At 68.4% G+C, this 14,019-nt stretch carries 12 protein-coding genes; all 12 read left to right on the top strand.

What is annotated here, in order from left to right; translation table 11 throughout:
* Nucleotides 1-5 precede the first annotated feature (5 nt).
* The 12 genes from Mal64_RS03125 to Mal64_RS03070 all read left to right on the top strand — a co-directional run bounded on the left by Mal64_RS03125 (nt 6) and on the right by Mal64_RS03070 (nt 14,017).
* Nucleotides 6-1,556 (top strand): GumC family protein, encoded by a 1,551-nt coding sequence (locus Mal64_RS03125; protein ID WP_146396913.1) that lies wholly within the window; start codon nt 6-8, stop codon nt 1,554-1,556.
* An 83-nt stretch (nt 1,557-1,639) separates the two neighbouring features.
* Complete coding sequence (locus Mal64_RS03120; protein ID WP_146396910.1) at nt 1,640-2,353, top strand: CpsD/CapB family tyrosine-protein kinase; 714 nt, start codon at nt 1,640-1,642, stop codon at nt 2,351-2,353.
* A gap of 109 nt (nt 2,354-2,462) precedes the next feature.
* Entirely contained in the window at nt 2,463-3,740 is a 1,278-nt protein-coding gene (locus Mal64_RS03115; protein ID WP_146396907.1) for a lipopolysaccharide biosynthesis protein, read from the top strand.
* Nucleotides 3,733-5,088 (top strand): O-antigen ligase family protein, encoded by a 1,356-nt coding sequence (locus Mal64_RS03110; protein ID WP_146396904.1) that lies wholly within the window; start codon nt 3,733-3,735, stop codon nt 5,086-5,088. The genes Mal64_RS03115 and Mal64_RS03110 overlap by 8 nt, the downstream gene beginning before the upstream one ends.
* Nucleotides 5,085-6,149 carry a glycosyltransferase family 2 protein gene (locus Mal64_RS03105; protein WP_146396902.1) on the top strand — a complete coding sequence of 355 codons (1,065 nt, stop codon included), beginning with the start codon at nt 5,085-5,087 and terminating at the stop codon, nt 6,147-6,149. The genes Mal64_RS03110 and Mal64_RS03105 overlap by 4 nt, the downstream gene beginning before the upstream one ends.
* On the top strand, nt 6,146-7,135 hold the full coding sequence (locus Mal64_RS03100) for a glycosyltransferase family 2 protein (protein ID WP_146396899.1): 990 nt from the start codon (nt 6,146-6,148) through the stop codon (nt 7,133-7,135). The genes Mal64_RS03105 and Mal64_RS03100 overlap by 4 nt, the downstream gene beginning before the upstream one ends.
* 134 nt (nt 7,136-7,269) lie before the next feature.
* Nucleotides 7,270-8,352: an NAD-dependent epimerase/dehydratase family protein gene (locus Mal64_RS03095; protein ID WP_146396896.1), complete on the top strand. Its 1,083-nt coding sequence runs from the start codon at nt 7,270-7,272 to the stop codon at nt 8,350-8,352.
* The gene (locus Mal64_RS03090; protein ID WP_146396893.1) at nt 8,349-9,179 is read left to right on the top strand and encodes a WecB/TagA/CpsF family glycosyltransferase; all 831 of its coding nucleotides are present in this window, start codon (nt 8,349-8,351) and stop codon (nt 9,177-9,179) included. The genes Mal64_RS03095 and Mal64_RS03090 overlap by 4 nt, the downstream gene beginning before the upstream one ends.
* A gap of 62 nt (nt 9,180-9,241) precedes the next feature.
* The gene (locus Mal64_RS03085) at nt 9,242-10,063 is read left to right on the top strand and encodes a glycosyltransferase family 2 protein (protein WP_146396890.1); all 822 of its coding nucleotides are present in this window, start codon (nt 9,242-9,244) and stop codon (nt 10,061-10,063) included.
* Nucleotides 10,060-11,523: an NAD(P)/FAD-dependent oxidoreductase gene (locus Mal64_RS03080; protein ID WP_146396887.1), complete on the top strand. Its 1,464-nt coding sequence runs from the start codon at nt 10,060-10,062 to the stop codon at nt 11,521-11,523. Before Mal64_RS03085 ends, Mal64_RS03080 begins: the two co-directional genes overlap by 4 nt.
* The gene (locus Mal64_RS03075; RefSeq protein ID WP_146396884.1) at nt 11,486-12,457 is read left to right on the top strand and encodes a polysaccharide deacetylase family protein; all 972 of its coding nucleotides are present in this window, start codon (nt 11,486-11,488) and stop codon (nt 12,455-12,457) included. The genes Mal64_RS03080 and Mal64_RS03075 overlap by 38 nt, the downstream gene beginning before the upstream one ends.
* A gap of 48 nt (nt 12,458-12,505) precedes the next feature.
* A complete protein-coding gene (locus Mal64_RS03070) occupies nt 12,506-14,017 on the top strand; it encodes a glycosyltransferase family 39 protein (RefSeq protein ID WP_146396881.1) in 1,512 nt (503 codons plus the stop codon).
* Nucleotides 14,018-14,019 lie beyond the last annotated feature (2 nt).

Genomic DNA, 14,019 nt, shown 5'->3' with positions numbered 1-14,019 from the left:
CCGCCGTGAAGACGATCGACTTTTGGGAAACGGTCTTCCGCCACAAGATCAAGGTGGTCGTGATCCCGCTGCTGCTGCTCGGCATGGGGGCCCTGGTCGTGTTCTGCTTCCCCCGCACGTACCAGTCCGAGGCCAAGCTGTTTTTGAAGGTCGGCCGCGAGAGTGTGGGGATCGACCCCACGGCCACCGGCCAGCGGATGATCAACCTGATGCAGCAAGGGCGCGACTCGGAGATCACCTCGGCGATCGACCTGATCACCAGCCGCGGGCTGATCGGCAAAGTGGTCGACGAGCTGGGGCCGGACTACGTCTTGCGCGGCGGCCCCGCGGGGCAGGGGGGGCCCGAGCCTAATGCCGCCGCCAAGGCGTTCCAAGACTTCATGGCGGCGACCATTGGGGCCGCCATCGGCGCCATCAAGAGCATCGACCCGGTCGGCCGGCGTGAGGAGGCGATCATGCGTCTCGAAGAGAGCCTGATGGTCGACGCCGAGCGCCACTCGGCGATGCTCGTGCTGCAGTACGAGACCGACACGCCGCGTGGGGCGCAAGAGATCCTCGACACGGTGATCGACGTGTACCAACGAGATCACCTGAGGATCCACCGCAACGAGAGCACGCTGGCGTTCTTCACCGAGCAAGAGGCGACACTCGCCGACGAACTGGACCACGCTCGCAACGCGGTGCAGCGGGCGAAGAACGAGATCGGCGTCGCCTCGATCGAGGCCCGCCGCGCCAGCCTCGAGAGCCAGTTGCAACGCGTCGAGGTGGCCGTTTACGTGGCCGAGCAGGATCGCTCCAGCGCGGCGGCTTCGATCGAGGAGCTCGACCGCCAGCTGGCCGACCTGCCGGAGCGCGAGATCGCCTCGAAGCGGCAAATCCCCAACGACGGCGCCGACCTGCTGCGCGACCAGTTGTACGGCTTGCAGATGCGCAAGATGGACCTGATGGCCCGCTACAGCGAGACGCACCCGCTGGTGGTCGCCATCTCGCAGCAAGTCGAGCAGGCCGAGAGCGTGGTGCAGGGGCAGGAGACGGTTCGTGAAGAGACGGTCGACGATATCAACCCGGTCCACCGCCAGCTGACGCTCAGCCGGCGGGAGCTCACCAGCAAGGCCGCCGGCCTCGACGCCCAACTAACGATGCTCGCCCAGCAGAAACAATCGCTGCTCGAGAGCATCAAAAAGCTCAACCAAGACGACGTGCGGATCGACCGGCTGCAGCGCGACGAGTCGCTGCTGCGGACCAAGTTCTTCCGCTACGCGGACAACCTGGAGCAGGCGCGGATCGACCAGGCGCTCGAGGAGCAAGAGATCTCGAGCGTCAGCATCGCCCAGCCGCCCACGCTGAACGAGAAGCCGGTGAGCCCGTCGAAGGCGCTCGTCGGCCTGGCGTCGATCGTGCTGGCGATCGCCGGCACGGCCGCCACGGTGCTCGGCCTCGAGCAACTCAACCACAAGCTGCGTGGCGAAGCGGACACCGAGCAGGCGCTAGGCTTGCCGGTGCTCGCCGCGGTGCCGAACAATCCGGTCAACGGCCGGGTCCTTTCGCACTATTAACGTTCCCTTGTCGACGGTCCGCCTTGCGAAGCCCGCTTGATCGCCACCGCACCCCGCCGACACGCATTCCCCCGAGAAACGCCATGGCGTCTCCCACAGCCGACACAATCAGAATGGAACCGCCGAGTGATAGTGGCGCGAAGCGATCGCCGCTCGTGCCGCGGCGCCGCGGCGCCGAGCCGTACGACACCGTGCTGTGGCGTTTGCAGTCGCGGGTCGAGCAGCGGCACGGTGCCGGTTTCTTGGTGGGCGTGACAAGCTGCATGCGTCGCGCGGGTGTGAGCACCCTGGCGGCGAATCTCGCGATCCGGGCGGCCGATCACCAGCTGACCCCCGCGTTGCTGGTCGACTGCAACGCCGCACACCCGCAGGTCGATCGCGAGTTCCGCCTGCAGGGCGCCCGCGGCCTAGCCGACCTGTTGGCGGGCGAGTGCGAGCTCGAAGAGGCCGTTCATCCGACCAACGTCGAGGGCCTCGAGGTGATGCCGCTCGGCACGACCGGTTTGATCGACCGGGCGAGCGTCGAGCCGCGTCGGCTGGAGGGTTTGGTCCGCTCGCTCGGCGAGTCGCACGAGTACGTGGTTTTCGACCTCCCGCCCGCCGACGACATGCGCCACGCGTTGCTCGTGGCCAAGCAGCTCGACGCGGTCCTGATGGCCGTCGGCTCGGAGGTGACGCCGAGGGGCCTCGCCAAGAAGTCGATCGACCTGCTGCGGTCGGACGGGGTGAGCTTTGCCGGCGCCGTCGTGACGCGGCAAAAGAAGCACGTGCCGGGGTGGTTCGGGCGGATGCTCTGATCGCTTCGTGGTTGAATACTCCGTCTCTCCCCAGCCGACTATCGCTCGGAACATTGTGCCCGTCACCGTCGCCCCCACCCCGAACGCAACACCGCCCAGGCGTCCCCAAGTGGGCGCCCAGCCGGCCGCCGAGGCGCGCCGGGGCGCCGGCGCAATAAGGCTGCAGGGCGTTTGGGTGCTGGCCGATCAGGCCGTGGTGAGTCTGGCGAATTTCGCCGCCGCGGTGGTCGTCGGCCGGCTCGCCGGGCAGGAACAGCTCGGCCTCTACGCCCTCGGCTACTCGGCCTATGTGGTGATGATGGGGCTGGCGAAGGCGATGGTCTGGACGCCCTACACCACACGATCCCCCCACCTGGAAACGGACGAACGGCGCCGGTTCGCTGCGAGTGTGACGGCCCACCTCGGCCTGATCGCCGCCGCGGCGATGGCCGCCATCCTGGCGCTCGGTGCGGTGCTCTACGCCTTGGCGCCCGAGGCGCCGTACGGCCCGCTGTTCCTCGTGCTCGCCCCGTGCTGTGCCGCGATGTTGCTCAAGGAGCACGTGCGGCGGATCTGCCTGGCCGAGCTGCGTGTGGCGGAGGTGTTTGCCGTCGACGCCCTTCTCGCGTTGCTGCAAGTCGCCTTGCTCGCCGTGCTGGTGGTTGCAGGCGTTGTGAGCGCCGCGGCCGCGTTCGTGGCGATCGGCGCCGCCTCGCTCGCTGCGGTGTTGTGGCTGGTGGTGCGATCCAAGAGGTTCGACTACGCCGCCGCCAAGCCGCTGGCCGACTGGCGCCGCAACTGGGATTTCTCGCGCTGGCTGACCGGCTCGGCGCTCGCCGCGCTGATCGGCACGCAAGGCTACCGCTGGGCGTTGCCCGTGATCACGAGCCTGGCCGAGCTAGGCAGGTTCGGCATGGCGCAGAGCGTGATCCAAGTCGCCAACCCGTTGTTGCTCGGCGTGTCCAACTACTACGGGCCGGCGTCGGCCAAGATCTACTCGCAGCACGGGATCGCCGGCCTGTGGCGCCACGCGGTGCGCAGCACGGTGGTGCTGGGCGCGGCGCTCGCGGTGCTGCTCACGGGGCTCGTGGCGCTGGGGCCGACGCTGCTCGAGTGGCTCTACCTCGACGCGGCCGAAGGGGTCGGCGTCGTGCTGCTCGCCGCGTTGGGACTGGGCATCTTGTCCGACGTGCTGCTGATGCCGATCGACTTCGCTTTCATGGCTCGCAGCCAGGGGCGGATCTTGCTCCAGGCGTCGGTGGTCCGGCTAGTGCTGAATCTGACTGTCGGCCTGTGGCTGGTGAGCCGCTACGGCGTGGCGGCGATCGGCTTGGGGATCCTGATGGGAAACCTCGTTTCGCTGCTGTGGCAGTGGACCGTGTTCGCCCGGGAGGTCCGCCGTGGATAACGCCCGCAGCCATCCCCCCGACGAGAGCACGAATAAGCTCCGCGACTGGCTCGTGGTCGGCGGGACGGCGCTCATGCTGTTCGTCGTGTTCTGGAACGTGGAGCACGATCCCCGCTTCGCCGGGTCGCAGATCGCCGGCCAGGACGAAGAGGAGATCATCGAAGGCTTTGTCGACGGCATCGACCAGGGCAGCCTGGCGCGCCAGCTCGGGTTGGTCGGCTTTGCCGCGTTCGGCCTGGTGGGTCTGTACCGCACGCGTTCGCGGCCCTTGGTGATCAACCTCGCCAGCGTGTCGCTGATGCTGTTTGGCTTGTGGGTCGTGTCGAGCGTGGCGTGGTCGTCCTCACCCGGGCTCAGCCTCAAGCGGGCGACCGCTTATGGATTCCTTGCGCTCGGCATGCTGGGGATGTCGCGTGTGTTGCGGCCGGGCCAGTTGCTCGTCGCATTGCTCATGGCGCTAACGGCGTTCACTTCGGTCAGCATGCTGCTGGACCTGGCGAACGGCGCCGGGCCGTGGATCAGGGACTACCGCTTCAGCGGAACGCTGCACCCGAACATGCAGGCGATGTACTGCGGCGTCGCTTGCTTGGCCGCCTATTGCCTGATGGCGAGCGGGCGGCGAACGCTCGGCCGGGGGCTCTTCGCGGGTCTCTTCGTGCTGATGTTCCTCACCCAGTCGCGCACCTGCCTGCTCGCGCTCGCGTTGGCGATGGTCGCCGTGTTCCTGCTGCGACTCAACGCCCGCACCCGCTGGATCGCGTCGATGTCGCTGGTCTGCTTGCTGGGGATGGCGATGTTCGTGATCGGCTCGCTCAACACGGCGCAGGTCTCCAAGGCGCGCACCGCCGCCTTGTTGGGGCGGACCGAGAAGGCCTCGACGCTTTCAGGGCGCGTGCCGCTGTGGGAGGAGCTGATGAACGATGTCCGCCGGTCCCCCATGCTCGGCTACGGCTACGAGGCTTATTGGACCCCCGAGCAGATCGAGGAGCTTTCGCAGAGCCAGCAATGGGCGATGCAATCGGCCCACAACGCTTATTTGGAGGTGACCCTCGCCCTCGGCCTGGTGGGGCTCTCGTTACTCTTGGCCGCGGTGGTGCTGCACCTGTTCAAGGCCCAGCAGGCGTACGACGCCACGCGCGAGCCGTTTTACGCCTTCGTTTACGGCGTGCTGGTGTTCGCGTTGGTGACCGGCTTGCTCGAGTCGTTGTTCGTACGGATGAGCCTGCCGAGCGGCATCGCCATGTTGGGCATGTGCTCGGTGGGGCTGGGCGCGCCGCTGGCGGCCGACAAGCAGGCCGCCCGCGAACCGGCTGACTACGGGCGCCTCGCCTGGGGAGGCGCCGCATGAGCAGTCCCGACCTTGCGATCGATGTGAGCGTGGTGGTCGCCACCTTCAACCGCGCGGCGATGCTGCGCGAGACGCTGCGGAGCCTCGTGGAGCTCGAGACCGACGGCGCTTTCGCCTACGAGGTGCTGGTGGTCGACAACGCCTCGAGCGACAATACCCCGCAGGCAATTACCGAGTTTGCCGCCGTCGACCGACGCGGATCGGCCGTGCGGGTGCGCGGCGTGCGCGAGCCTTCGCCGGGCGTATCGCACGCTCGCAATCGCGGCGTCGGCGAGGCGGCGGGCGACTGGGTCGCGTTCCACGACGACGACCAGGTCGCCGACCCCCGTTGGCTCGCCGAGTTGGTGGCGCTCGCCAAACGGCGCAGCGCTCTTGTCGTGGGCGGTGCGGTCAAGCTCAAGCTGCCCGCCGGCGCCAAAGAACCGAGCGCCCGCTACCTGCGACAGATGCTCGGCGAGAAGGTCGGCATGCCCGCCGAGCAGCCCTTCAACCGCCGCCAGATCCCCGGCGCGGGCAGCCTGATGATCGACCGCGGTGTTTTCGATCACGTCGGTCTGTTCGACACCGACCTGGAGATCGGCGGGGAAGACGCCGACCTGTACCGCCGCATCCGCGCGGCCGGCTACGAGGCGTGGTACACCCCCAAGGCGATCGTCCATCACCTGATACCGGCGAAGCGACTCGACAGCGATTACATGCGATGGACCGCCGCCCGGCACGGACAGCACGTCGCCTTGCGCGAGTTCCTCGATTGGGGCCCGCGTAAGTTGCCCTTGGTGATGGCCGCCCGGCTGGGGCAAGCCACGATCAATTACCTGCCACGCTATCTCGCGGCGCGACTGACCGGGGACCGCGACGGAGCGCTCGCCGCCCGTTGCCTGATGCTCCGCAGCCAGTCGTACTTGGCCAAGGCGTGGCGGCTGCTGCTCCACGGCGAGGGCCAGCAGGGCGCCGCCGACGCGGCGCTCAGCCTCCGCGAGGGGCGTGAACGGCTGGTTGGCGGCCAAGCCCCCGAAGCCGAAACCCCTCCAAGACTCGTTGCGACGGGGCCCCAAGAATGAACGATAACCCGAATGCGCCGCGGTTGTCGGTGCTGATGACCGTCTTCAACGGCATGCCCCACCTGCCCGCCGCGATCGATTCGGTCTTCGCCCAGACCTTCCAAGACTTCGAGTTCGTCGTTGTCAACGACGGCTCGACCGATGGCACGGCCGACTATCTGGCTTCGCTAGACGACCCGCGTGTGGTGGTGATCGAGCGCGAGAACGGCGGCACCGCCGCCGCCGCGAACCAAGGGCTGAAGAGCTGTCGCGGCGAGTACCTCGCCCGGGTCGACGCGGACGACATCTCGCTCCCGACTCGGTTTGAGAAGCAGGTCGCCTTCCTCGACTCGCACCCGAGCGTTGGGCTCGTGGGCACGCAAATGGCGGCGCTCGGCGAGCAGGGCGTTGGCAAGAGCCTCCGCCTGCCGACTTCGCACCAAGCGATCGACCAAGCCCTCATCGAGGGCCGCCACGCCCTGGGCCACGCCAACATCATGCTGCGCACCGCGCTGCTCAAGCAATTGGGGGGCTATTGGTCGCTACGGATGCAAGACGCCTGGGACATGATGCTCCGCATGGGCGAGGCCGCCGAGCTGGCCAACCTTGACGAGGTGTTGCATCACTATCGTGTCCACTCCGGCAGCCTCAACGGCAAGGGGATGCGACGGATGCGTCGCAGCATCGATTACGCCTGCGAACTGGCCCACCGCCGCCGCAGCGGCCGGCCCGCGCTCAGCTACGTGCAGTACGAGGCCGAGCAAGACTCGCGCCCGCTTGTGAGCCGCGGGCTCGAGGGCATCAACTTGCACGCCCGCTGCCAATACCGTCACGCCCTGGCCGAGATCCACGGCGGCCGCCCGCTGAGGGGCTACCCCCGAATCGCCTGGGCCGCTCTTTGCTCGCCCCGTTTGACGGCCGAGCGGCTTGTAAGAGTCTTCTTGCCAAGTGGAAAAGCGCACCCCCCGGCAGAGAATTCGTCGGCTGGAAACGTGAATCCTGCCTAGCTCCCAGTTATCATAAACTACCTAGTCTCACCCTCCCTCCCGTGGGGCCCCAGCCCGCGAACGATCCCTCCTTCCTCGGATCACCGCCGTGCTCCCGCCCGCCCCGCCCGCCTTCTAGATTCGACCCGTCTCCGATGTCACTCGCGATTGTTACCGGCTCGGCCGGACTGATCGGCTCGGAAGCCGCCACTCACTTTGCCGGTCTCGGCATGGACGTTGTGGGCGTCGACAATGACCTGCGAGCCGAGTTCTTCGGCGCCGAAGCGTCGACGCGCTGGAACCTGCGTCGGCTCGAGTCGCGTTTGGGCGAACGGTACTCGCACGAGTCGATCGACATCCGCGACGGCGAGGCGGTCGACGCGCTCTTTGCTCGCGGCGGGGGCGACGTGAGCCTCGTGGTTCACTGCGCCGCGCAGCCGTCGCACGACTGGGCGGCCCGCGACCCGATGACCGACTTCGGCGTCAACGCCCAAGGGACCCTCAACCTGCTCGAGGCGACGCGGCGCCACGCGCCCGGCGCCTGCTTCATCTTCACCTCGACCAACAAGGTGTACGGCGACACGCCGAACCGGTTGCCGCTCGTCGAGCTGGCGACCCGCTGGGAGATCGACCCCAAGCACGAGTACGCCGCCGGCGTGCCGGAGACGATGTCGATCGACCAGTCGATGCACAGCCTGTTCGGCGCCTCGAAGGTGGCGGCCGACGTGCTCGTGCAAGAGTACGGCCGCTACTTCGGCATGCCGACGGCCTGCTTCCGCGGCGGCTGCCTCACCGGGCCGAGCCACTCGGGGACCCAGCTGCACGGCTTCCTGGCGTACCTGATGAAGTGCGTCGTGACGGGCGCCCCCTACACGGTGTTCGGCTACAACGGCAAGCAGGTCCGCGACAACATCCACAGCGCCGACCTGATCCGCGCGTTCGATTGCTTCTTCCGCGCCCCGCGCAGCGGGGCGGTCTACAACATCGGCGGCGGCCGCGACAGCAACTGCTCGATGCTCGAGGCGATCGACCTGTGCGAGCAGATCGCCGGCCGGCCGCTCGCCCGGAGCTACCGCGACGAGAACCGCGCGGGCGACCACATCTGGTACGTGAGCGACCTCTCTCGTTTCCGCGGCGACTACCCCGACTGGCGCCTGGAGCACGACGTCCCCTCGATCCTCGCCGAGATCTACGAGGCCAACGCCGAGCGTTGGGCCGCCACCCCGCAGCCCGCATGAGCATTTCTCCCACAACCAACGACGCCCCCTCGACCAAGCACGACGTGCTCGGTGTGGGCGTCGACGCGGTCGATTACGAAGCGGCGGTGGGGGGCGTGATCGACGCCGCCCGCCAGGGCCGCCCGTTGTCGGTCTCGGCCCTCGCGGTGCACGGCGTGATGACCGGCGTCATGGACCGCGAGCATCGCTGGCGGCTCAACGGCTTCGACATGATCTGCCCCGACGGCCAACCGGTCCGCTGGGCGCTCAATTGGCTGCACGGCGCCGGGCTCACCGACCGCGTGTACGGCCCCAACCTGATGCTCCAGGTTTGCGAGCGGGCCGCCGCCACGGGCGTTCCTATTTTCCTCTTTGGCGGGTCGGAGGAGCTGCTCGCAACGTTGAGCGACCGACTCACCGCGCGGTTCCCGGAGTTGCAAATTGCCGGCGTGCGGGCCTCGAAGTTTCGCACCCTCAGCGACGAGGAACGCGACGAGCTGGTGCAGGAGATCCGGGACAGCGGCGCTCGCCTTGCGTTCGTCGGCCTGGGGTGCCCCCGCCAGGAGGTGTTCGCCTACGAGATGCGTGACCGCTTGAGCATGCCGCTGCTGGCCGTCGGCGCCGCGTTCAATTTCCACGCCGGCCAGCTCGACCAGGCGCCCGACTGGATGCAGCGGCGTGGGCTCGAGTGGGCCTATCGACTCGGCAAAGAGCCCCGCCGCCTCTGGCGTCGTTACTTGCTGCTCAACCCGTTGTTCGCCTCGCTGCTGCTCGCGCAGATGGTCGGCCTCAAACTCGTGCGGCCCTGCGGTTCGCGGGCCCCGGCGCGTGAGATTTGCTACGGGTGATTCCCAATGAGTGCGATCGCCACGCTGTTTTTGGTACGACAGACTCCCCACCGTTGTTGAAGATGACATCAATCACCCCCACCGCAACGAACGACGCCCAGCGGCAAGGCGACGCCGACCGAGCCGCCGCTGCGGCGGCCGGCCGTGCCTGCGTGCGTGTGGTGCTGCCGGCTTACAACGAGGAGGAGGCGCTCCGCCCGCTGCTCGACGGGCTGCACGCGGTGCTGATCGAGGCCCGTCTGGAGCACGAGATCGTCGTGGTCGACGACGGCAGCGCGGACAGCACGGCGCTGATCGCCAGCCAGGCGTCGTTCGACATGCCGCTGCGGCTCGTGAGCCACGAGCGCAACCAAGGCCTGGCCGCCGCGCTGCGGACCGGCTTTGTCGAGGCGGTCGGCCGCTGTGCTCCGGGCGACATCGTCGTCACGCTCGACGCCGACAACACCCAGCCCCCGGGGCTGATCCCCCGCATGGTCGGCATGATCCGAGAGGGGCACGACGTGGTGATCGCCTCGCGATACCAGCACGGCTCACGCACGATCGGCGTGCCCTTCAGCCGCGTGCTCATGAGCCTCGGCGCGCGGGCGCTGTTCCAACTGGTCTTCCCGATCCGCGGCGTGCGCGACTACACCTGCGGGTTCCGCGCGTACCGGGCCGAGGCCCTCGCCGAAGCGCTGCGGCTGTACGGCGACTCGTTCGTCAGCGAGCAAGGCTTCTCATGCATGGCCGACGTGCTGCTGAAGATGCGCCGCTTGCCGCTCGTGATGGGCGAGGCGCCGATGATATTGCGTTACGATCAGAAGGGCGGAGCGAGCAAGATGCGCGTCGCCCGCACCGTGATGCAGACCCTCAGCCTCATGCTCCGCCGCCGGATGGGACGATGAGCGATCAACCGACCAACCCGACCAACCCGAATAGCGCGGCGAGCGGCGACCGCTGGGCCGTGGTCGGCGGCGGCATGCTGGGGCTCACCCTCGCTTTGCGGCTCGCTCAGAAGGGACAACGCGTCACCCTGCTCGAGGCGGCCCCCGAGCTCGGCGGGCTCGCCAGCGTGTGGAAGCTGGGCCCGCTGACCTGGGACCGCCATTACCACGTCACGCTGCTCTCCGACAGCCGCCTGCGGGCGCTGATCGAAGAGGTCGGCCTCGCCGACCAGACCCGCTGGGTCGAGACCAAGACCGGTTTCTTCTCCGGCGGCCGCATGCACTCGATGTCGAACACCGTCGAGTTCCTCTCGTTCCCGCCCCTGAAGCTGATCGAGAAGTTCCGCCTCGGCATGACGATCTTCGGCGCGTCGAAGATCCGCCGCTGGGAGCCGCTCGAGGAGGTGTCGGTCGCCGACTGGCTGCGCAAGTGGTCCGGTAGGGGGGCGTTCGAGAAGATCTGGCTGCCGCTGCTCAAGTCGAAGCTCGGCGACGCCTACCAGAAGACCAGTGCGGCGTTCATCTGGGCGCACATCAACCGCATGTACGCCGCCCGTCGCTCGGGCCTCAAGAAAGAGATGTTCGGCTACGTCCGTGGCGGCTACGCCAACCTGCTAGATCATCTGGCGTATCGACTCGACCAACTCGGGGTCGACATCGTCTGCAACGCTCCTGTCGCCGAGGCCAACCCGACCGACAGCGGCGCGGTCCGCGTGCGTTACGGCGCCGAGGCGGACGCGGCGGCCGAATTCGACCACGTCGTCTTCACGACCCCCTCGCCCGTCGTCTCGCGCAGCGTTCCGGCCCTCAACGAGGACCAGCGAGCCCGGCACGAGGGCGTCGAATACCTGGGCATCGTCTGCGCGTCGCTGCTGCTCAAGAAGCCGCTCACCGAGTACTACGTCACGAACATCACCGACGAGTCGCCTTTTACGGCGGTGATCGAGATGACGACGATCGTCGACCCCGAGGAGCTCGGCGGCCGCACGCTCGTTTACCTGCCTAAGTACGCCATGCCTGGCGACCCGGTCTTCGGCCTCTCGGACGACGAGCTGCGTGAGGAGTGGCTCGCCGCTCTGGAGCGGATGCACCCCCATTTTTCGCGGGACCAGGTCGAGGCGTTCCGCGTGTCGCGGGTGAAGCGGGTGATGGCCCTGCCGACGATCGGCTACTCGAAGCGGCTGCCGGCGATGGCGACCGGCGTGCCGGGCGTGTACGCCGTCAACTCGGCGCACATCCTCAAGGGCAACCTGAACGTGAACGAGACCATCGAGGTGGCCGAGGAGGCGATCGACGGCGTGCTGAAGCCGGCCCTCGACGCTGCCCTCGACTCTGCCCGCGGATTGGGCCGACGCCCCAACGCCCCCAACCCGGAGGCGGCCCATGCCGACGCCGATCGCGAGCTTGTCGCTCGATCTTGATAACCTGTGGGCCTACCTGCGTTCGGCGGGCGACCCGTCGTGGCGCGACCGCCCCAGTTACCTGGCCGAAGTGACCCCCCGCGTGCTCGACTTCTTGGGCGAGCGCGAGATGATCGCTAGCTTTTTTGTCGTCGGCGACGATCTCACACGCGACGAGGACGCCCGCGCCGTCGAGGCGATCGCCGCGGCGGGGCACGAGATAGGCAACCACTCGCACAGCCACCTGCCGTGGCTCGACTCGCTGCCGATCGACGAGCAACGCGAAGAGGTCGCGCGCGGCGAAGAAGCGATCCGCGCGGTCACGGGCGCCTCGCCGGCAGGTTTCCGGGCGCCCGGCTTCGCCTGGTCGCCCGAGCTGCTCGGGGTGTTGGCCGAACGCGGGTACGCCTACGACGCCTCGCTGTTCCCGACGTTCGTTGGCCCGCTGGCGCGGCTCTACTGCAAGGTGAGCCGCATCCGCTCGACCGACGCCGAGCGAGACGGCGACGCCCCCCCCGAGCAGCGGTTCAGCTCCCTGCGCGACGCGCTCAGGCCGCTTCGCCCGCACAGCGTGGCGACCCCCGCGGGGCCGATCGCCGTGGCGCCGGTGACGACCTTCCCGCTGCTGCGTTCTCCGATCCACATGACCTACCTGTCGTTCCTCGCCGAGAAGTCGCCGAAGCTGGCGATGGCCTACTGGCGCACGGCGCTCAGGGCCTGCCGCCTGCGCGGCGTGGCGCCCTCGCTGCTGCTGCACCCGCTCGACTTTATGGGGGCGGGGGAGTGCCCGGCGATGGACCGTTTTCCCGGAATGCGACTCGCGCGTGATCCGAAAATGCGGTTGCTCGGCGGGGTGCTCGACGCGCTCGCCGACGGGCGGCGGGTGACAACCATCGCCCAGCACGTCGCTGCGGCGCTGCCCGCGTCGCCCTCCCACAGCGTGGCAGCCGCTTGAGGCGGGCTGCCGCCATCGCGACTCTCCATCCTTCTCCCACGAATCCGCATGCCCGCAGCCCACTCGCTCACGAAGCGCGCCGAGCGATGGTGGGTCTTTGGGATCTTGCTCGTCTCGCTGCTATTCCACGCGCTGACGATCCGCGGCCAGGGGCTGTTTGTCGATGAGATGGCCGAGCTGCTGCACGCCCGTGCGCCCGCCGGCGAGCTGCTGTGGCTGGCCGACTCGAGCCCGCCGCTCTACTCGTTGATGCTCCAAGGTTGGGTCGCGCTGTTCGGCAAGGGGGAGCAAGCCCGTTGGCTCTCGGTGACGTTTTCACTCACGACCATCGTCGTCGTGTGGCGGTGGGGCCGTATGCTCGGCGGGCCTGCCTTGGGTGTTGCGGCCGCCGCGGCGGTGGCTCTCTGCCCGCTGCAGCTGTTCTATGCGCAGTTCATCCGCTCCTACGCCCTGCTGACCCTGCTCGCCGCCGGCGCGGCCTGCGCCGCGACGAGGGCGATCGACACCGATCGGCCACGCGACTGGGCGTTGTTCGCCGTGATCGGCGCTCTGGGGGTCTACGCCCACTACTACTTTGTGGTGACGCTCTTGGTGCTGGGGCTCGCGTTGATTGTGCAACGTGGCTGGCGCATGGGGCGGCGCCCCGTGGCCGCCGCTCTGGCGATCGCCGTGCTCGCCGCGCCGGCGGCGCCGATGCTCCTCAGCGATTTCTCGTACCAGAAAGAGCTGCGGGCCTCGCGGCCGATGTCGGCCGCGGCCGTGGCGTTCACCGGGTTCTCGTGGTTCAGCGGTTACTCGCTCGGCCCATCGAAGAACGAGTTGCAAGTGATTTCGGGCGGCCAGGCGGCCCGCCAAGCCGCCCCGTGGGGCCTCGCCATCCTGCTCTGCACGGCGCCGCTCTTGTGGCGCGGCGCGAGGCGGCTCCGCCGCGAGAAGCGGCTCGCCACGATCGCACTGCTGGTCGTCGCTCCGACGCTGATCGTCGGCCTGCTCGGCGCCGCCAGCGGCATCACTTACAACCCACGGTTTGTCGCCTGGTGCGTGGCGCCGCTGAGCGTGTGGCTCGCTGCCGGCATGGTGGGCGGGGTGAGCGGCGAAACGAAGTGGCCGGCTCGGCTGGCGACGCTCGGGCTGGCGGCGATCGCCTTCGTGGCCGTCTCGAATCGCCACTCGGTTGATCGCTACGCCTTCGAAGACCTGCGCGGCGTCTCGGCCTGGCTTGATGAGAACGCCGAGGCGGGAGAGCCGGTGTTCGTTGTGAGCGACTACCTGACGTACCTCGTCACGTTCTACGACGGATCGCAATCGCTCGACTTGCACGAATTCCCCACGCCCGGCGAGCGAGACGTGGCCGTCCGCAGCGAGCAAGAGGCCGGCCAGGCGTTGCGGGTCGCCAGCCGTTTGTCGCGGGGCGGGGCGCTATGGCTCGTTTACTCCCGGCCGTTCCACGGCGACCCGGAGGGCCTGCTGCTGGCGGCCATGAAACGCGACGCCGGCGCCGAACTCGCCGTGCGGCTGCCGGGCGTGGACATCTACCGCGGCGCGGTGCGGGCCGAGTGAGT

This window comes from Pseudobythopirellula maris (assembly GCF_007859945.1).
Taxonomy (GTDB): Bacteria; Planctomycetota; Planctomycetia; order Pirellulales; family Lacipirellulaceae; genus Pseudobythopirellula; species Pseudobythopirellula maris.
The sequence above is the reverse complement of the archived record's forward strand: the minus strand, read 5'-3'. Positions and strand labels throughout refer to the sequence as shown.